This is a genomic window from Dyadobacter sp. NIV53, assembly GCF_019711195.1.
GTDB lineage: Bacteria > Bacteroidota > Bacteroidia > Cytophagales > Spirosomataceae > Dyadobacter.
Genome location: NZ_CP081299.1, coordinates 7,077,198 through 7,097,472, shown reverse-complemented (window position 1 = coordinate 7,097,472; position 20,275 = coordinate 7,077,198). Strand labels below are relative to the sequence as shown.

Genomic DNA, 20,275 nt, shown 5'->3' with positions numbered 1-20,275 from the left:
GATCAAAGCTTAATTTTGAATTTATTTATATTGATTCTAATTGGTTACATCATATGCAGCAATACAAAAGTGATTCTATGTTTAATTATAAAATCATAAAAGCATAACTTATTAAGTTAGCTCCCATTTGCAATGCTTTCCGGCGCATCTCCTCGGGGTCATTGTATACACTTTGATCCTCCCAGCCATTACCAAGATCCGTTTCGTATGAATAATAGCAGACAAGCCTACCCTGCCAAATCAGCCCAAAACCCTGTGGCTGTTTGCCATCATGTTCGTGAACCTTGGGCAAGCCTCCGGGAAAATCATATTTTACATGATAAACTGCATGGTCGAAAGGTAGCTCCACGAAGGTTAATTCCGGAAAAACCTTTTTCATTTCTCTCCTTATAAACTGATCCAGGCCATAATTGTCATCTATATGAAGAAAGCCTCCTGAGAGCAAATAATTACGCAAATTCTGAGCCTCTACATCAGTAAAAACAACATTTCCATGACCGGTCATATGTATGAAGGGATAAGAAAACAAATCTGCGCTTCCTGCGTCCACCACGTCTTCAGTAGGGTTGATATTCATTTTTAACTCATTATTGCAAAACTTTATAAGGTTTGGCAATGAAGTTTTGTTGGCATACCAGTCTCCTCCACCTCCATATTTAAGCTTGGCAATTTTAAGGGCAGATTGTGAATAGCTAAAAGAAACATTGAGCAATAAAAAAATCAATAATAACGGCCGTATACGTTTCTCTTTCAACATAAGTTTTTACTAGTTTAGATCAGCTTTCACAAATCGAGTATATAGGCTAAATTTACTGCATGGCATCCGGCCACAGCAGCCGTTTCTGTACGTAGCCTGGTTGCACCCAAAGACACAGTATTAAATCCATTCTGCTTGGCATTCAACACTTCATCAGGTGTAAAATCACCTTCCGGCCCAATCAGTAAAATGGTATCTGTATTTCTATTAACCATTTCGATCACATGCTTTACCAAATGATTGTCCGGCACATATGCTAACAATTTAGTGTTTTCCTTCCTACTTTCAATAAACGACCCAAAGTTTTTATTCAATGTAATTTCCGGTAAATAAAATTGTTGTGATTGCTTCATGGCTGCTGCTGCAATACGATTTAAACGCGTCATATTAACAACCCGGCTGAGCGATTCCAGATTAGTATTGGCAGTCACTACAAAATCAATTTGCTCCACTCCTATTTCAGTCATTTTTTCAACCATCCATTCGTTACGCTCGGCCTTGCGCGTTGGTGCTATGGCCATATTTACCGAATAAGGTCTTTTTGGAATCAAAAAAACTTCTAAAACTTCGTACATCACTTTTTTTCCGGTGAGCACAAGCCGGCACTTTTGCAACAATCCTTTTCCGTCCGTAACGTGTATGATGTCCCCGGTATTTAATCTTAATACTTTTGTACTATGCCTGGCTTCTTCTTCGTCTAATTCTTTAACCTTAACATCAGGCTGATAAAACAAGTGCATGTATAATTGAAATTAATAGTATCAATAAAATGAATTCAAAAGTAAGTGATTAGAACAATAAAATCAGTTCAGATACTGCTCAAAACAAATTTAAAAATTTCACTTATATTCGTATTTCTTGAATTTAATACATTTTTAATGCCTGACTGCTTCATATTTCATCGGTATTTCAAACTTTTTATGCAAAAAGCGTATTCATGGTATTAATTTAAAACATACACTTTTTATTAAAAAAATACATTTTTTACTTCTAATACTTCTATCAACACAATAATATTTTGCAATTCGATAATTTTTCTTATGTTTTATTTTCTCCAATTACATTTTTGCATTAATATTGTGTCGTTATAATATTTCGTCACCACTTTATCTAGTATTATTATGTCTAAGTCCAAGCTGGAATATATTTGGTTGGATGGCTATAAGCCGACCCAAAGTTTACGCAGCAAAACCAAAATTGAAGACGATTTTAGTGGAAAACTAGAAGATTGCAGTAACTGGTCGTTTGATGGTTCATCCACTGAACAAGCACTGGGTGGTTCATCTGACTGTTTGTTGAAACCAGTTGCTATTATTCCAGATCCACAGCGTAAGAATGGGTATCTTGTTATGTGTGAAGTTTTGAATGCTGACGGCACTCCTCACGTAACAAATGGCCGCGCTACAATCGAAGACGATGACAACGATTTCTGGTTCGGTTTTGAGCAGGAATATTTCCTATGGGATATTGAAACAAACAAACCGCTTGGCTTTCCGGTAAATGGTTTCCCTGCACCACAAGGCCCTTACTATTGTTCAGTAGGAGCAAAAAATGCTTACGGACGTGAAATCATTGAAGAGCATCTTGATGCTTGTATTGATGCAGGTCTTAATATCAGAAGGTATCAACGCAGAAGTTGCTGCCGGACAATGGGAATTCCAGATGTTTGCAAAAGGTGCTAAACAGGCAGGTGATGAGATCTGGCTTGGCCGTTATCTTTTGGAGCGTATTGGCGAAAAATATGGTGTTGCAATCAATTACCATCCAAAACCATTGGGTGATCTTGACTGGAACGGAAGCGGTATGCACGCAAACTTCTCTAACACAGCATTAAGAACTGCTGGAAGTAAAGAAGTATTTGACAAAGTTTGCGAATCATTCCGCCCGGTTGTGAAAGAACATATCGAAGTTTATGGTGCTGATAACCACCTTCGTTTGACTGGAAAACACGAAACGGCAAGTATACATGATTTCAGCTACGGTGTTTCTGATCGTGGTGCATCTATTCGTATCCCTGTTTTGGTTCCACAAAGAGGATGGAGCGGATACCTGGAAGATCGTCGTCCAAATTCAGCGGCTGATCCTTACAAAGTTGCAGCAAGAATTATCAAAACTGTAAAAGGAGCTCTTTAAGTAATATTCAAATACCGTTTTCAATAAACGGACAATAAAAAAAACCACTGAAAAGTGGTTTTTTTTATTGTTTTTCAAATTCGATTCAAAATCAGTCTTCTTCTTCGCTTCCAGTAAACGAATACAAAGTAGAGTCAAGCTGTAAACGGCCGGAATTAAAGCGAAGGATAAAATCATTGATCACTTTTTCGTTGATCTCAGTTTTATTCAAACCTACTTCCAAACCGATGCCATATTCAAACTGATCGTCAGTCTCAACATGTTCCCGCACTGAAATTTCTTCATTCTCTTCAATTTCTTCTATAAACTCAGTCAATAGAATTTCTGCTTCTTCATCTTCTTCTGGATCACTGGTATCATTTTCCAGTCTTTCGTCAGGAGAAATGTAATCAGGCATCGTTTTTTTTAGCCTTTCCAGCGCTGCGTCATATACTAAGGTAGAATGATGTAGTCTTAAAGTATAGATCAAGGCGTCGTATACAACTTCTTTTTCTTTATAATAACCTACAAACTGAACATGAGCGTGTTCATTATTTTCTTCTTCCTCATCTTCGAATTCATCTGATACGTATACAAAGTTTAACCGTTCAGCTTTACATTCCCGCTTTAACTGAGCGATTTCTTCTGGATCAAATCCCGGATTCATAGTCTTCAAATTATTTGTTTCTATTCAATATGACAAATTTATTCCAAAAATAGCATTTCGCGGTATTTTGCCAAAGGCCAATCTTCATCATCTATCAATAATTCCAGTTTATCTACATGATATCTTATTTCTTCAAAGTAACCTTTTACATCAGATCCGTATAACTTAGCCCGTTCCAGCAATTCTTCGACGTTATTTGCAACTTTTCTGGTTTCAGTCATTTCATGGACCAGCCGTTTTATAATTACAACATGTGCCGAAATTTCTTTTATAATTTCCTTAATTGGTTCCGCTTCCTCCATCATTTCAAGATCAGTTAGCGAACGAGCCGTCTGAGCGAGTTTAAACTGGTACTTAACAACTGTTGAAACGATGTGATTTAAAGCAAGATCCCCAATAACCCTGGATTCGATCTGTAACCTTTTCACATAATTTTCAAGTTCGATTTCATAACGTGCATGCAATTCCCTGGCCGTCAGTATGCCCATTTTTTCAAATGCATGAATTGTACTTTCAGTTACATATGCATGCAGTGCCGTATAGGTTTCCCGGATATTACTCAACCCTCTTTCCTTAGCCATTTCAATCCATTCCTCAGAATAACCGTTTCCTTCAAAAAGGATTTTCTTGGATTCTTTAAAATATCTTTTCAGGATCTCTACTGTGGCCACTTTCTTTTCCTCTCCTGCACCCAGCCGTTCATCCATTTCTTTTTTAAACTCGGTAAGCTGATTGGCAACGATGGTATTCAGTACGATCATGGGAGAAGCGCTGTTTTGCGAACTTCCAACTGCGCGGTATTCAAATTTATTTCCTGTAAAACAAAATGGTGAAGTCCGGTTCCGGTCTGTATTGTCCCGTTGCAAATTAGGAATGCGGGTAATTCCCAGTTTATAATAAAAATTTTCGCCTTTTTCCAAGGTGATCTCCCCCTTGCTTACAAGCTCTTCCAGCATACTTGTCAGTTCGCCGCCCAAAAAAACAGACACAATAGAAGGAGGTGCTTCATTTGCTCCAAGGCGATGTTCGTTTCCGGCTGATGATATAGAAGCCCGCAATAAGTCAGCATGATCGTGCACTGCTTTAACTACATTGAGCAAAAAGGTAAGAAACCGTAAATTCTCTTTGGGTTTTGTAGTAGGAGCCAGCAGATTGATTCCAGTGTCTGTTGATAAAGACCAGTTGTTGTGTTTTCCACTTCCATTTATTCCTGCAAAAGGTTTTTCATGAAAAAGGACCTGAAAATTGTGCTTGTTCCCAATTTTCTGCATCAGATCCATCAGTAATGCATTGTGATCAATCGCCAGGTTTACTTCTTCAAAAGTAGGTGCACACTCAAATTGTCCGGGTGCCACTTCATTATGCCGGGTGCGGACCGGAATTCCCAACTTTAATGCCTCAAATTCGAAATCGACCATAAATGCATTGACACGCGGAGAAATAGAGCCGAAATAGTGATCGTCAAGTTGCTGTCCACGGGCAGGGCTATGGCCAAATACAGTACGGCCAGCCATCAGTAAATCCGGACGGGCATAGTATAACGCTTTGTCGACCAGAAAATATTCCTGTTCAATTCCTAATGTGGGTGTTACCTTATCAACGTCCCTGTTAAAAAACTGACAAACGGATGTCGCTGCTTTGTCCAGCATCACCAGGGAACGAAGCAAAGGAGCTTTATAATCCAGCGCTTCTCCATTGTACGAAATGAATACGGATGGAATACACAAAGTTTTACCACCAGCTCCATTGTCCATCAAAAATGCAGGTGAACTCGGATCCCAGCCGGTATATCCCCTGGCTTCAAAAGTTGCTCTTAAACCACCGCTTGGAAACGAAGAAGCATCCGGTTCCTGCTGCACCAGTGCACTTCCCTTAAATTTTTCTACGGCTTTACCATCCAGGGTCAGGTCAAAAAAGGAATCGTGCTTTTCAGCCGTGGTTCCGGTTAAAGGCTGAAACCAGTGGGTATAATGCGTAGCGCCTTTTGATATTGCCCATGATTTCATGGCAGCTGAAACCTCGTCAGCAACTTCCCTGTCAATTGTCGAAGCAGAGCGGATCGCATTAGAAATTTTAGTATAAGCTTCTGCGGACAGCAGCGTTCTCATTACTTCATCACTGAATGTATTACTTCCATATAAATCGGCTACTTTTTCAATTGGAGGAGTTAAAACAGGTGCAACACGACCCTGCGCTATTTCAAAAGCCTTGGAACGAAAAGTCATTTTTGTATCATTTAAATATAATTTATTCCCAAAATTATTTATTTCGGTTCACCAACTACTATTTCAAATGATATTTTCCTGATTTTTCCTTATTACTTGTGAATAATGTTCCTGAATCCGGCATATTTTTTGGATTTTTGCAAATTCTTCCAAACGCCAATGCGAAAAAGATTTCAATTTATTGCCCTTTATGGAATTGCATGGATTGTGCTGTTTCAGTTCTTCCGTATTATTTTCCTGATATATCATTATAAAAAGGCACTTGAACTTCAGGGTTTCATGTGGGCCCAAAGCACATGGCACGGCTTAAGAATGGATATTTCCTTTTCCGGATATATCATTCTGCTACCTACATTGCTTATAGCTTTCACAGCAAAGCGCTGGAAATGGTATTATAAATTCATGTCTGTATACAGTGCAGTTGTTTCGCTTTTCATACTTCTGCTAACCGTCACTGACCTGGAACTTTTCCGTGCATGGGGTTTTCGTATTGATGGCACCTCACTGCATTATCTGAAAACACCCAAAGAAGCATGGGCTTCGATGGGTACTGCACCAGTCTTTTTTCTTCTTTCCCTATTCCTGTTTTTATACATTTTAGTATTTCAGCTTTTAAAAACAATACAGAAACGCTCAATTCCATTTTTCCCCAAATCAGTTTTCATATATACAATTGCTTTTTTTATATTATTAGCAGGGTCGCTGGTTATCCCAATCCGGGGAGGTTTACAATTGGCGCCTATGAATGAAAGCACTGTATTTTTCAGTGACAAGAGTTTTGCCAATTATGCGGCGGTAAATGTTCCGTGGAATTATATGCGCTCTGTTTTAAATGAAAGCTATTCGAAAAAGAATCCGTTTAGTTATTTTGATGAAAAGACTGCCGATAATAAAGTCGCTGCTTTGTACAGTCACAGTAATGAAATAATCAAAGTTATAAATACTGAAAAGCCGGTCAATGTGCTGGTAATTATTTGGGAAAGTTTTACTGCCAAAGTAGTTTCCGGATTAGGTGGGGTAAAAGGTATAACGCCACAATTTGAAGCTTTGTCCAAAGATGGAATTCTTTTCACCAACATGTATGCGAGTGGAAATCGGAGCGATAAAGGTATGGTGGCAATTCTGAGCGGTTATCCTGCACAGCCGACAACTTCAATTATTAAAATTCCGAACAAGACTATTTCGCTACCCTCGGTTCCTAAAACTTTTCATGAAAACGGTTTTTCCACTTCGTTTTATTATGGCGGAGAAACAGAATTCGCCAACATGAAATCATACTTTTTACAGCAGGGTTTTGATAAACTGACAGATGAAAGTGCTTTTTCATCGGCAGACATGAATTCCAAATGGGGAGCCCATGACCATGTAGTTTTAAACCGTTTGCTAACCGATCTGGATTATCAGAAACAACCGTTTTTTACCACATTGTTCACGCTGAGCAGTCACGAGCCATTCGAAGTACCGGTCAAAACGGTTATTAACGGCAACGATCCTGAACATCTGTTTTTGAATGCACTTCATTATTCTGACGCTTCAATAGGTGATTTCATAAAAACAGCCAAAACAAAATCATGGTGGAATAATACACTTATTATTATCCTGGCTGATCACGGACATCCTTTACCGGAAATTTCAGGAAGCAAACCAACTGAATTTCATATTCCCATGCTCTGGCTTGGGGGAGTGCTGAAAGAAAAAAACATCCGAATTGATACGTTATGCTCGCAAACCGATTTGGCCTCTACCCTATTGGATCAGCTGAATTTACCTTCGGAGTCCTTTAAATGGAGCAATAATATTTTCAGAAAGAACAGAGTACCTTTTGCGTATTTCGCATTTAATAACGGCCTTGGATGGATGAAACCTAACGGATTTATCATCAGAGACAATATTGGAGGCAATATTACGGAACAAAAAGGCGGGCTAATACTGAATGAGACCGAATTGGGAAAAGCATATTTACAATCTTCTTTTAATGATTATTTAAAGCGTTGAGCGTAAAAATTGTAATTTTGCAGGATTAAGCTGATTTTATGAAAAAAGTTTCGTTTTATACATTAGGTTGTAAGTTAAATTATTCTGAAAGCTCTTCCATTGGGAGAATGTTTGAGGATAAAGGTTATTCCAAAGTCGAGTTCAACGATAATCCTGATATTTTTATCATCAATACCTGTTCTGTTACGGAAAATGCTGACAAAAAATGCCGGAAAATCGTACGTGAGGCACAAAAAATCAATCCGGATGGATATGTGGCAATTATTGGTTGCTACGCCCAGCTAAAACCAAAAGAAATATCAGAGATTCCGGGAGTTGACGCCGTGTTGGGTGCTGCCGAAAAATTCAGGTTAGTTGAACTTATCGATACCTTTGAAAAAGCACCTGGTAATCATCCTGCACAAATTTTAGCATCGCATATTGATGAAGCGGTTGACTACCATACATCCTATTCATTAAATGACCGCACGCGTACATTTTTGAAAGTACAGGATGGCTGTGATTATCCGTGCGCTTATTGCACCATTCCACTTGCACGAGGTAAAAGCCGTTCCGATACCATTGCGAACGTAGTTGCCGCGGCCAAAGAAGTAGCAGAAAGAGGAGTGAAAGAAATTGTTCTGACTGGTGTGAATATTGGAGATTTCGGTATTCAGAACGGAGAGAAAAAGGAAACTTTTCTTGAACTGATCAAAGCACTTGATGAGGTAGAAGATATATCAAGATTCCGTATTTCCTCTATTGAACCTAATCTGCTGACCGACGAAGTAATCGAATTTGTAGCGCAATCCAGGAGATTTGTACCGCACTTTCATATTCCGTTGCAATCTGGTTCCAACAAAACACTTAGCCTGATGCGCCGGCGATATAAAAGAGAATTGTATGCTGAACGTGTGTCAAAGATCAAATCGCTGATGCCGGATTGTTGTATAGGTGTGGATGTAATCGTTGGGCATCCGGGAGAAACGCATGAATTATTTTTGGAAAGTTATCAGTTTCTGAACGAACTTGATATTTCTTACCTGCATGTTTTTACTTATTCAGAGCGGGAAAACACTACGGCCCTGGCCATTAAACCTGTTGTTCCAAAATCACAAAGAGCAGATCGCTCAAAGATGCTGCACATACTTTCTGAAAAGAAAAAAGGTATTTTTATGAACAGCAGATTGGTAAGGAAGCAACAGTACTTTTTGAAGATGAAATCCAAAACGGACAGATGCTCGGATTCACCGAAAACTATGTGCGTGTTGCAGTAAAATACGATCCGTTGCTTGTGAACGAAACAAAGAAAATCCGCTACGACCATCTGAATGATGCTGGATTGATGGAGGTTACTGAATTATATGAGGAATATCTTGTGCATCATTGAGGAATGAGAGTTTATATTAAGGAGTTAAAAGTCAAGAGCCTGTATCAAAGTTTAGATTATATTAAGGTCCTTATAATAAAAAACCCCGGAAAATCCGGGGTTTTTTATTGAAACAATATCCAAATCAGTTTTTATGCTTCTACAAGAAATTCATCGTGCTGACTAACATCCAAACCAAGTTTTTCGTCAGTTTCAGATACACGAAGTGGTAAAATCATATCAGTGATTTTCAACAAAAGAAGAGATCCTCCGAAAGCAAATGCTGATACACCTACCAATGCAATTAGGTGATTAAAAAACAGGGTGGTTTCACCGAACGCCAAACCTTGGTCAGTAACAAGTGGATTCACACCGCTGGTTGCAAATACTCCGGTCATCAACATACCAACCATTCCACCTACACCATGGCAAGGGAAAACGTCCAATGTATCGTCCAATGTAGAACGTGTACGAAGATGCGCAACGTAGTTACTGATAACTGATGCAACAGTTCCTATAAATATGGAAGATGGAACAGTTACGAAACCAGCAGCTGGTGTAATTGCTACTAGACCAACAACCGCACCGATACAGAATCCAAGAGCCGAAACTTTTTTACCCTTAGCAGCATCAAACAATACCCATGATAAACCAGCTGCGCCTGCTGCTGTATTTGTAGTAGCAAAAGCAGAAACAGCCAACGGACCAGCAGATAGTGCAGAACCCGCGTTAAAACCAAACCATCCAAACCATAATAAACCTGTTCCCAAAAGCACGAAAGGAATGTTTGCAGGAGGCAATACATGATCTTCAAGAAGTGCTTTACGCCTTTTCAGATAAAGCGCACCGGCAAGGGCAGCCCATCCTGCTGACATGTGAACAACAGTTCCGCCAGCAAAGTCAAGAACCCCCATTTTGAATAGAATACCATCAGCATGCCAAGTCATGTGGCATAATGGAGAATAAATAAACAAACCGAAAAGAATCATGAAAAGAACATAAGAACGGAAGTTAACACGTTCTGCCATTGATCCTGTTACCAAAGCAGGAGTGATTACTGCAAACTTCATTTGGAACATAGCAAAAAGCGCAAATGGAATAGTTCCTGATAGAGGCGCATCAAAAACGTTACTAAACATGAAGTAAGACGTTGGATTTCCAATAAATCCTAAACCTGCAACATCATCTCCAAACGCCAGACTAAAACCAACTACAACCCATAGAACGCTGATTACGCCCATAGCAATAAAACTCTGAAGCATGGTTGAAATAACATTTTTGTTATTTACCATTCCCCCGTAGAAATAAGCCAAGCCGGGTGTCATCAACAAAACGAGGGCCGATGAAACCAGCATCCACGCCGTATCACCAGCATTTATTCCCTCAGTAATAATTTTTGTGGGTACGTTTGGCGTAAAAGCACCCAAGATGCTAATAGCCAGTAAAATGATTAGTGGAATGTAACTACGCTTTCCCATTTTGTAATTGTAATTTATTTTAAGGTTATAGATTAAGAAGGTATTAGATTAGAATTTGTAGATAAATGCAAGTCCGAAAGTTGTTTGGCTGCTTTTAGTGAAAGCACCATCAGAGTCCTCAAATTGCTCCGATTTACCCGTACCTGCCTTTGGATAAGCATCTAAACGGAATTCAGGTTTTAGCAAGATATGACCATCTGCCAAGGTGATATTTCCAGTTAAAGTAACCGAATTAACCTTTGTACCGATTGCAGCAGTGCCTGCTCCGCCAGGATAAGCTAAAACACCACGTACACCATTATCGTTATTAAAGTATTCGTAACGGGCTCCGATACCAAAATTGTCAGAAATTTTTGTATTGGCGTACACCGCTACACCACCCCATGATTCTGAATCTTCCGGTCCTGCGTATCCTTGATATTCTCCTTTTTGCATACCATAAGCAGCATTAAGACCTAATAAGAAATTTTCTGTTACCTGATAACTTGTAGTAAGGTCAAAAACGCGGTAAAAAGCATCCGGTTCTTTACCTGTAGCTTCATCAACATTTGCTTCGTTACTTGTGATAGCGTTCACGTATACATTCCAGTTGGCAACCGGAGAAAAGAAAAACTGACCAATAAGACCCTTTTTACGGTTATTATCTCCCAAGCCATCTACATTGTTAACAACACCCAGCATTAATGAAGCTTTGTCAGAAAAAGCATAAGTGGCTTTTAAACCTGCGTGGTAAAATGGCCCGTTGTTAAATAAATTTGAAAGTGAATAATTATAATTGGCAGGAGCATCAATTACCTCGTATCCAATATGTGTTCCAAACTGACCGGCAGTCATAGAAAATTTATCTGTGAACTTGTAGGTAAAATATGCCTGTTTGATGGCAAGAGCAGTTCCTGTTTTTGATCCATCAAGCGGACTAAGTAGATTACCATAATTTCCGTAATCAGCATTTGGTCCAAATGTCAGATCAACTACTGCTTCTGACTTTGCATTGGTATAAACAGCCTTGGCCTGAACCAGACCTAGTGAAAACTGGCCTGATTTACGATCAAAGACACGAGCTGTTCCAGCGGCTCCCATATTGGAACGTGAAAGAGGCTTGTTAAAATTGGCCATGTAATAGGAATCAAGATAACCCGAAAAGGCAAATGTGCCTTTTGACTCTTCATCTTCTTTTACTTCAGCAACTGTAGTGAGTGTATCACTCTTAGTTTTCTTCTCGCCTGACTCTGCAAAACCCAATAAAGGAAACATTAAAGATAATACTGTACAATAGACTTTTTTCATAATTATATTCTGTTTATGTTAGTTTTACTTATCAGAAGCAATAATGAATCAAATATTGTACTTATTTTATATTTATCAAATAAAGTACATCATTTTTATACAAAAAAATGTATTTTTCATTCTTTTGTACTATTTTTTAATGATATTTGAACACAATATTAAGAAATAATCATTTTATTCCAAAGTATTTATATTCTGTATAAATTTAGTTCTGCAAAATATTATATTTAAAATTTTTTAATAACATATGGCTAAGAATATTATTTTATTACCATTTTAGAAAACACTTGGGCACAAAAAAACCCCGCTCAGAGCGGGGTCGCAAAATCTTATATGGTGCAAGAAGTTATTCTCCGTGCATCCAGGCCTTTTTAGCCAATAATGTTTCTTCCTCTTCTTCATTATCAGGATCAGGAACGCAACAGTCAACAGGACAAACCGCAGCACACTGAGGTTCTTCATGAAATCCCATGCATTCAGTGCATTTGTCTGTAACTATATAGTAGAATTCATCTGAAACCGGTGATTGCTTTTCTTTTCCGCTCACTATAGTTCCATCGCCAAAATCTACATCATCTAAACTTGTACCATCTCCCCAGGTCCACTCTACTCCACCTTCATAAATAGCCGTATTGGGGCACTCTGGCTCGCACGCCCCGCAGTTTATGCATTCATCGGTTATCATTATAGCCATAGTCGCCGGATTGTTTATATTTGTTCTTATTTTCCTCTTTATATAGTAACAAATGTAACTATTTAAAGTTTCCCAACAATCAGAAAATTAAAAACCTTCGCATTAATTAAACTATTTACAGTTCGCTTAGAATGATATCAAGAAATCAACGCATAAATGCATTTATTCAATTAGGAAATTTTCTTACCGACCCAAAGCATGTACTTGAAATTGAAGATTGGATAACCAGTGCAAACAGAAGGAATAACTGGTTTACACCTGAAAATTCTGCATTATCTCTGGCGGCAATCGGAACAGAATTTTTAAATCCACAAAAACTGACTGCCTGGGCTGACAGGTATCATGAACCTGATCAAATCAAAAAAGTTGGTGTAATAATGGCAGGAAATATACCTGCCGTTGGATTTCATGATGCACTGAGCGTTTTGATAAGCGGACATATTTTACTGGCCAAACCAAGCTCCGACGATTTAGTGCTGATTCAGATGCTGCTTGAAAAGTTAGCCGAACTGGAACCCGCATTTACGGAGAACATACAATTTGTAGACCGCCTTAATGACGCTGATGCTTACATTGCCACCGGAAGTAACAATACCGCCCGTTATTTTCATTATTATTTTTCCAAAAAACCAAACATTATTCGCAAAAACCGGACTTCTATCGGTATACTCACAGGTGCTGAAAGTGCAGACGAATTGGCGGCGCTGGGAGAGGATATTTTTCAGTACTTCGGATTGGGATGCCGGAACGTATCCAAATTATTCGTTCCGGCAGGATATGATTTTACCAAGTTTTACGAATCCATTACAAGATTCACCAACACTTGTCTTCATCACCACAAATACTTTAATAATTACGAATACAACAAATCAATTTTGTTGATTAACCGTACTTTTCACTATGATAACGGTTTCCTAATGTTAACCGAAAGCCCTGCATTTGTGTCACCGATCAGTGTGGTTCATTTTGAATATTATGATTCAATCGGGGATTTAAAACTAACTGTTCAGGGATCAGCTGAAAATATTCAGTGCATCGTTGGCAGCCAGGATCTGGATATTCCCGAAGTCATTCCTTTTGGGCAGGCGCAAAAACCAGGCCTATCCGATTACGCCGACTCGATAGAAACAATGGAGTTCCTGGCCCGGTTGTAGGAAGGAGGTTACACTGAGGCGCGCAGAGAAAAAGGAAAAGAGAGTCACAGAGATATATTAATTGAATTTCAGAAAAACACGCTTTTTAGAAAATCTATTTTTACTAAAAAAATCTCTGTGGCTTTCTTCTTCCTTCTCTGCATACCGCTGTTTAATCTTACGTGTAGCCCACCAGTTACTACTTCACTCCAAATGCCCACACCAGGAATTCAGGCAGTGCCAGTGACCATGTGGGAATATTATGCTCGCCATAGGGCATTTCCAGATAGCTGATATCTTTATTCCAGGCGTATCCCTTACGTTCCAGTTCAGCAATACATTCGAGTGTATCCTGAATAGAATCAATAATGCCATCTCCATCACGGTCATCGGTTTCATCTTTACCGCCGCATTGAAACCAGAATTTCAAATCCGGTTTATGGGCGGTGTCGCGTATTTGTGCGTGCATGATCCGGTCTGCATCATTATAACCATCTTCAATTGCCTTTTTCCTCCACCATAATGCACCCGAAAAAACAGCCGTTTTGGAAAAGATATGGGATTGGTTCCAGGCAATATCCAATGCCATCAAGCCACCTAAGGAGAAACCAGCATAAACTATATTATTTTCTTCAAAAGAATAGCTTTTCCTTAAATGCGGAAGTAATTCATGTAATATAAAATCCCGTGTATTCCCGGCTTTGTTGCCGCGATTCGCGTAGTCCGGCTGATCGCTGGTACCATATTCATAAATACGGTCCGCCCCGGCATGAACGCCCGCTACCAGAACCGGGTGTATCCTATTATTTATTTGTAATTCTTTTAAAATATTTTCTATCCCTAACGCCGGAAAATCCTGTCCGTCATTTACAATTAATAAAGTATAAGTAGTAAAAGGTGAATAATTCTGAGGCAGAATAATTGAAATAGTAACTTCACGCTTTATATGTGCAGAAAATATGCTTTGTTGTGATTCAAATAATTGTTGATGAGAGATATCCAAGCCCGTTCTGTAAATTGATGAAATATAAATAATCCGGAAAGGTAACAGAATCGAAACTTTTATAAAAACGCGAAACCAAAAGGGTGATGTGAGGATAGGCAAACCTGTTATTGGAAAACACACTACATGAAAGAGGATTATTTAACCATTTTTATGCCAAAATGAATATAGTATTATACATATATGAAAAATAAAAGCATCGTTTTCCAGCCTGTTTAATGTCAGAATGCAAAGCATATTATTAATTTGCAACTAACATATTCTTTCGTATATTTCAATAATTAACCTAAAAACACACTCCATTTGGAAGAGAAGCACATTAAATACTATTCGCACCATCTTGGCCGTGACATTGATATGCTTGTATACGGCAATTGGGGCTATCCTATTTTGCTTTTTCCAACTACCTTGGGTAAGTATTATCAGGCGAAGGACATGGGACTAATTGAATCCGTACGCGGGTTGGTTGAGTCCGGAAAATACAAAATTTATTGTATCGATTCCATTGATGCTGATTCTTGGTATGCCAAACATCTCAATCCGGAATACAGGGCACTAAATCATATGGTTTATGACCGGTTTTTAACAAATGAGCTGGTTCCATTTATTCGTAATGAATGCCAGGTTGATAAAATTGGTGTTGCAGGATGCAGTTTTGGCGGTTTTCACGCTGCAAATTTTGCTTTTCGCCACCCTGGCCTGGTTGCATATATGGTCAGTATGAGTGGAGCATTTGACATAAGAAGTTTTATGGACGGCTTTTACGATGACAATGTATATTTCAATAACCCTGTTGATTATATGCCCAATGAACAAGGCTGGAGATACGGCCATATGAAGATCGTTCTGGGGACATCCGACTGGGATATTTGTCTGGATAGCAATATCAGGATGTCAGATATCCTGAATTCAAAAGGAATTGACCATTGGCTTGATATTCGTGGCTGGGAAAAGCACGACTGGCCGTTATGGAATAAAATGTTCCCCCATTATTTATCCCGGATTTTATAATTATTAATATTTAAATCGCTTTTCATTCAACATAAAAATAAACCTTATTATGAAAAAAATCGGAATTCTCTTCGGAATGGAAAATACATTTCCGCAAGCTTTTATAGATCGTGTAAACAGCAAAGGAGAACCAGATATTATTGCCGAAGCAGTAACGATTGACAAGGTTGTACAGGCTGACCCTACCGAATATGCAGTGATTATAGACAGGATTTCACAGGATGTTCCGTTTTACAGGGCATATCTCAAAAATGCTGCATTAAGCGGGACAGCTGTAATTAACAATCCGTTCTGGTGGAGTGCTGATGAAAAGTTTTTTAACAATGCACTTGCTGAAAAAGTAGGCGTTCCGGTTCCGAAAACTGTTTTACTACCGTCAAAAGAACGGCCTTTGGATACGAGCGAAACATCTTTCCGTAACCTTAAATTCCCTTTGGCCTGGGAAGAAATGTTTCAGTATGTAGGTTTTCCTGCGTATATGAAACCGCATGACGGAGGTGGCTGGAAAAGTGTATATAAAGTAGAAGATGCTCAGGACATGTGGAACAAACATGGTGAAACCGGTCATCTGATTATGATGCTACAAGGAAGAAATCGTATTCGACGATTATGTACGCTGTTATTGTATTGGCCAGAAAGATGTGTTGATCATGCCTTATGAACCACGTAATCCACACCATTTGCGATATGCGGCTGAACTGAACGCAACCGGCGAAGAGCGTGAAAAACTATTGGCAACAATAAAAGAATATGTACTTAAACTGAACATAGCACTTGGTTATGATTTCAATACCGTAGAATTTGCAGTACGTGACGGAATACCGATCGCGATAGATTTCTGCAACCCGGCTCCGGATGCTGATATCTATTCGGTAGGTCATGATAATTTTGAGTGGGTAGTGGAAGCAGCAGCAAACATGGCCATTGAGCGTGCAAAAAAACAGGTTCCCGGTAAAACCAATTTAACCTGGGGTACTTTTGTAAGTGAATCAGCTGCTCTTTCCGTAGTTTCACCAAGTTCTTCACAAGAAGTGAATGCCGAAGCAGTGGTGCCTGAAACCGAATCAACTTCTGTGGATGAAGTAACTCCCGAAGCTATAACCGCCGATGAGGTAATGTTGAAAGTAGCTGTCAAAAAAGCGGCTGCAACTAAAAAGCCTGCTGCCGTTAAAGAACCGAAAGCCGCAGCAGCAACGAAGCCCGCTAAGAAAAAAGCATAGAACCACAATCAAACTAAAGAGCACATCACATGCCTACGTTCACGCTTGGAATTGAAGAGGAATTTCAAACCATAGATCCGGTAACACGCAATCTCAGATCACACATGTCTAAGCTTGTGGAAGACGGAAAAATCACATTAAAAGAGCGCGTCAAAGCAGAAATGCACCAGGCAGTAGTTGAAGTCGGGACAAATATCTGCCATAATATACAGGAAGCCCGGGAAGAAGTTACTTACCTGCGAAAAATGATCCTTGATCTTGCCGCAAAACAGGACTTACACGTTGCCGCCGCCGGAACCCATCCGTTTGCCGACTGGGTTGAACAGCTGATCACTCCGGATCCACGTTATGACGAGATTATTGACGAAATGCGGGATGTTGCACGTGGTAATCTTATTTTTGGATTACACGTGCACGTAGGAATAGAAAACCGGAATGAAGGCATAGCCATTATGAACGCAGTACGTTATTTCCTTCCTCATATTTATGCACTTTCTACAAATTCGCCATTCTGGTGCGGCCGGAATACTGGTTTTAAATCGTACAGATCGAAAGTTTTTGACAAGTTCCCAAGAACTGGTATTCCTGATTTTTTCTCAAGTGCCGCCGAATACGATGAGTATATAGATTTGCTTGTGAAGACCAAATGTATAGACAACGGCAAAAAGATCTGGTGGGACATTAGACTTCATCCGTTCTTTAATACAATTGAATTCAGGATGTGCGACGTACCCATGCGGACAGATGAAACAATTTGTCTGGCGGCTATTATGCAGGCGCTTGTTGCTAAAATTCATAAGTTACACCGCATGAACCTGAGTTTCCGCCCTTACCACCGGATGCTTATCAATGAAAATAAATGGCGTGCAGCACGTTACGGGATTCATGGAAAACTCATTGATTTCGGAAAGCAGGAAGAAGTAGAATACAAGATTCTGGCGGGTGAGCTCCTGGAATTTATCGATGATGTGGTAGACGAGCTGGGTAGCCGGCATGAAATTGAATATATCCATCAGATCATGGAAAAGGGAACTGGCGCAGATCGTCAGCTGGCGGTATTCGAAGCAACCGGCGATCTGAATGCAGTAGTAGATTATATTGTTTCCGAAACTAAAGTTGGAATAGAGTAACGGATAAAGGGAAGAAAGAAGGTTTCACGCCGAGAAAGAAACCTTTGCGTGAAACCAACAAGCTAAAAGCTAATAAAATGAACAATGACAATAAAAAATTCAGGATTGCGATTCTGGATATGTACGACGGCGTTGCGAATGAGGGGATGCGTTGTATTAAAAAAATTATAACAAACTTTGGTGAAAATGAGTCTATAAACATTGAATATCAGATATTTGATGTACGGCAGAAATTAGAAACCCCAGGCCTGGACTTTGACGCGTATATTTCTACAGGTGGCCCGGGCAATCCGGCACCGGTTGGTGAAGTTTGGGAAAGAAAGTTTTTTTATTTCCTGGATAGTTTGATTCAATTTAATGCCAACCGGAATAACCGTACAAAAAAACATCTGTTTTTAATCTGCCACTCCTTTCAAATGGCATGTATTCACTGGCAGCTGGCAGGAGTAAGTAAAAGAAGAAAAACATCTTTTGGAACGTTTCCCGTACACAAAACACCATTGGGACGGAAAGATCCTTTACTCAATTTACTGAACGACCCTTTCTGGATTGTAGATTCAAGGGATTTTCAGGTTACTCAGCCCAATCAATACGTATTGGATCAAATGGGTGCAAAGGTGCTTTGTCTGGAAAAAATCCGCCCGCATGTACAGCTCGAACGCGCAGTTATGGCAATGCGTTTCTCAAATGAAATTGTAGGAACCCAGTTTCATCCTGAGGCAGATGCCGAGGGAATGCTGCGTTACTTTCTTCGTGAGGATAAAAAAGCGTCTATTATTGCCAATCACGGCGAACAGAAATATGATGACATGATCACAAATCTGAACGATGCTGATAAAATACTGATGACAGAATCAGTGATCATACCTACATTTTTGAGAAATGCTTTCTATAAATCACAGTCTAATGAGCAATCTGAAAGCCCTTTAGCAAAAATTATATAATTGAACACTTCACAGCTTTAAACTGAATCTTTGACAATATGCATAAGGAAGCCCGCAAAGAATTCAACCAGTCATTTACAGAGGAAAAATACAATGCTTTTGTTTCTAATATTGCAGCAGATCATCCTGGACAACTGGATTTTCGGGTAGCTGAAACACCTGTATTTGTACCAGTCGAATTAAAGAAAAGCCTGATAGAGGCTTGTGACGGAATTATTGAAACATTGCTGTCCCCGGATTTTTCTTTAAAAACCAATCGTGCTGTTCCGGCCGGCCATAACGTTCCCAATGAAAATGGGCATTCTTCATTCCTGGCAATCGATTTTGCCATTTGTAAAAAGGAATCCGGCGAATTATTCCCTCAGCTGATTGAACTGCAGGGATTTCCATCATTATATGCTTATCAGGCTTATTTGTCTGAAACTTTTCCCAAGCACTTTAGCATATCGGACAAGTTTCAGTACGCTTTCGGAGCAGAATCAGAGGAAGCTTATATTCAAAAATTAAAAGACCTCATTGTTGCTGGTGAAAATCCCGAGGAAGTAATTCTGTTGGAAATTTATCCTGAAAAACAAAAAACGAGAATTGACTTCGCCATAACGGAAGAGTTGATTGGTGTTAAAGCAATTTGTTATACCAAATTAATCAGGGAAGGAAGGAAGTTATTTTATGAAAAAGAAGGGCGAAAGGTTCAGGTAAAGCGAATATACAACCGTCTCATATTCGATGACCTGCAAAATTACCCTGATCTGGAAACGAGCTACCATTTTACCGACGACGTGGACGTAACCTGGGTTGGGCATCCTAATTGGTTTTTCAGGATCAGTAAGTTTGCGTTGCCTTTTTTGAATAGCGAATTTGTTCCTGAGACTAAATTTGTCAGTGATTACAATGGAATTTTCCCCTCTGATCTGGAAAATTATGTATTGAAACCACTTTTCTCATTTGCCGGAAGCGGTGTAAAAATTCATGTGGACAATACTATGCTGGAATCAATTAAGGATCCGGAAAATTATATTCTTCAAAGAAAAGTAGTTTACGAACCTGTGATCCAGGCACCGGATGGATTGGTAAAATGTGAAATAAGAATGATGTACGGCTGGCCCGATCATGCGGAAAAACCGGAATTAATGATTAGTCTGAGCCGGTTGAGCCGTGGGGAAATGATCGGAGTTGATTTCAATAAAAATTTTACCTGGGTTGGTGGAAGCGCTTGCTACTTTGAAAAATGAGAGTTGAAGAAAGGTTTCAGGGAATCGTCCGTTGCCCAA

The 20,275-nt window shown here is 39.4% G+C and carries 16 protein-coding genes and 2 pseudogenes; 10 read left to right on the top strand and 8 right to left on the bottom strand.

What is annotated here, in order from left to right; translation table 11 throughout:
• Nucleotides 1-85: 85 nt before the first annotated feature.
• Both KZC02_RS29235 and KZC02_RS29230 read right to left on the bottom strand, forming a co-directional pair.
• Nucleotides 86-757 (bottom strand): DUF4159 domain-containing protein, encoded by a 672-nt coding sequence (locus KZC02_RS29235; RefSeq protein WP_221391894.1) that lies wholly within the window; start codon nt 755-757, stop codon nt 86-88.
• A gap of 26 nt (nt 758-783) precedes the next feature.
• Nucleotides 784-1,497 carry a 16S rRNA (uracil(1498)-N(3))-methyltransferase gene (locus KZC02_RS29230; protein WP_221391893.1) on the bottom strand — a complete coding sequence of 238 codons (714 nt, stop codon included), beginning with the start codon at nt 1,495-1,497 and terminating at the stop codon, nt 784-786.
• A gap of 381 nt (nt 1,498-1,878) precedes the next feature.
• Between KZC02_RS29230 and KZC02_RS29225 the strand changes: the two are divergent.
• Nucleotides 1,879-2,890, top strand: a pseudogene (locus tag KZC02_RS29225) (glutamine synthetase beta-grasp domain-containing protein).
• A gap of 91 nt (nt 2,891-2,981) precedes the next feature.
• On the opposite strand, the gene KZC02_RS29220 reads toward KZC02_RS29225, so the two are convergent.
• Nucleotides 2,982-3,536 (bottom strand): hypothetical protein, encoded by a 555-nt coding sequence (locus tag KZC02_RS29220; RefSeq protein ID WP_221391892.1) that lies wholly within the window; start codon nt 3,534-3,536, stop codon nt 2,982-2,984.
• A gap of 38 nt (nt 3,537-3,574) precedes the next feature.
• Complete coding sequence (locus tag KZC02_RS29215; protein WP_221391891.1) at nt 3,575-5,761, bottom strand: glutamine synthetase III; 2,187 nt, start codon at nt 5,759-5,761, stop codon at nt 3,575-3,577.
• A gap of 159 nt (nt 5,762-5,920) precedes the next feature.
• On the opposite strand from KZC02_RS29215, the gene KZC02_RS29210 reads away from it, so the two are divergent.
• The 3 genes from KZC02_RS29210 to KZC02_RS32695 are packed head-to-tail and all read left to right on the top strand — an operon-like array spanning nt 5,921 to nt 9,125.
• The gene (locus KZC02_RS29210) at nt 5,921-7,756 is read left to right on the top strand and encodes an LTA synthase family protein (protein WP_221391890.1); all 1,836 of its coding nucleotides are present in this window, start codon (nt 5,921-5,923) and stop codon (nt 7,754-7,756) included.
• 38 nt (nt 7,757-7,794) lie between these two features.
• Nucleotides 7,795-9,012 (top strand): tRNA (N(6)-L-threonylcarbamoyladenosine(37)-C(2))-methylthiotransferase MtaB, encoded by a 1,218-nt coding sequence (mtaB, locus tag KZC02_RS29205; RefSeq protein WP_229253885.1) that lies wholly within the window; start codon nt 7,795-7,797, stop codon nt 9,010-9,012.
• The gene (locus KZC02_RS32695; protein WP_255637102.1) at nt 8,997-9,125 is read left to right on the top strand and encodes a hypothetical protein; all 129 of its coding nucleotides are present in this window, start codon (nt 8,997-8,999) and stop codon (nt 9,123-9,125) included. Before mtaB ends, KZC02_RS32695 begins: the two co-directional genes overlap by 16 nt.
• A 131-nt stretch (nt 9,126-9,256) precedes the next feature.
• On the opposite strand, the gene KZC02_RS29200 is transcribed toward KZC02_RS32695, so the two are convergent.
• The 3 genes from KZC02_RS29200 to KZC02_RS29190 all read right to left on the bottom strand — a co-directional run bounded on the left by KZC02_RS29200 (nt 9,257) and on the right by KZC02_RS29190 (nt 12,563).
• A complete protein-coding gene (locus KZC02_RS29200) occupies nt 9,257-10,582 on the bottom strand; it encodes an ammonium transporter (RefSeq protein ID WP_221391889.1) in 1,326 nt (441 codons plus the stop codon).
• Between the two features lie 48 nt (nt 10,583-10,630).
• Nucleotides 10,631-11,869 (bottom strand): porin, encoded by a 1,239-nt coding sequence (locus KZC02_RS29195; RefSeq protein ID WP_229253884.1) that lies wholly within the window; start codon nt 11,867-11,869, stop codon nt 10,631-10,633.
• Between the two features lie 346 nt (nt 11,870-12,215).
• Complete coding sequence (locus KZC02_RS29190) at nt 12,216-12,563, bottom strand: 4Fe-4S binding protein (protein WP_221391888.1); 348 nt, start codon at nt 12,561-12,563, stop codon at nt 12,216-12,218.
• Nucleotides 12,564-12,694: 131 nt separating this feature from the next.
• Here KZC02_RS29190 and KZC02_RS29185 point away from each other — a divergent pair, with 131 nt between their 5' ends.
• Entirely contained in the window at nt 12,695-13,717 is a 1,023-nt protein-coding gene (locus KZC02_RS29185; RefSeq protein WP_221391887.1) for an acyl-CoA reductase, read from the top strand.
• A gap of 178 nt (nt 13,718-13,895) precedes the next feature.
• Here the strand turns inward: KZC02_RS29185 and KZC02_RS29180 are convergent, their stop codons facing one another.
• Nucleotides 13,896-14,699 carry an esterase family protein gene (locus KZC02_RS29180; RefSeq protein WP_229253883.1) on the bottom strand — a complete coding sequence of 268 codons (804 nt, stop codon included), beginning with the start codon at nt 14,697-14,699 and terminating at the stop codon, nt 13,896-13,898.
• Between the two features lie 303 nt (nt 14,700-15,002).
• Between KZC02_RS29180 and KZC02_RS29175 the strand changes: the two genes are divergently transcribed.
• The 5 genes and pseudogenes from KZC02_RS29175 to KZC02_RS29155 all read left to right on the top strand — a co-directional run bounded on the left by KZC02_RS29175 (nt 15,003) and on the right by KZC02_RS29155 (nt 20,236).
• Nucleotides 15,003-15,710: an esterase family protein gene (locus KZC02_RS29175; RefSeq protein WP_221391886.1), complete on the top strand. Its 708-nt coding sequence runs from the start codon at nt 15,003-15,005 to the stop codon at nt 15,708-15,710.
• 49 nt (nt 15,711-15,759) lie between these two features.
• A pseudogene (locus KZC02_RS29170) lies at nt 15,760-16,708 on the top strand (RimK family alpha-L-glutamate ligase); the annotation flags it as partial.
• Between the two features lie 251 nt (nt 16,709-16,959).
• Nucleotides 16,960-18,060, top strand: coding sequence for a carboxylate-amine ligase (locus tag KZC02_RS29165; protein ID WP_221391885.1), 1,101 nt, complete (start codon nt 16,960-16,962; stop codon nt 18,058-18,060).
• Nucleotides 18,061-18,137: 77 nt separating this feature from the next.
• On the top strand, nt 18,138-19,004 hold the full coding sequence (locus tag KZC02_RS29160; RefSeq protein ID WP_221391884.1) for a type 1 glutamine amidotransferase: 867 nt from the start codon (nt 18,138-18,140) through the stop codon (nt 19,002-19,004).
• Nucleotides 19,005-19,042: 38 nt separating this feature from the next.
• The gene (locus KZC02_RS29155) at nt 19,043-20,236 is read left to right on the top strand and encodes a hypothetical protein (protein ID WP_221391883.1); all 1,194 of its coding nucleotides are present in this window, start codon (nt 19,043-19,045) and stop codon (nt 20,234-20,236) included.
• The last annotated feature ends 39 nt before the right edge of the window (nt 20,237-20,275 follow it).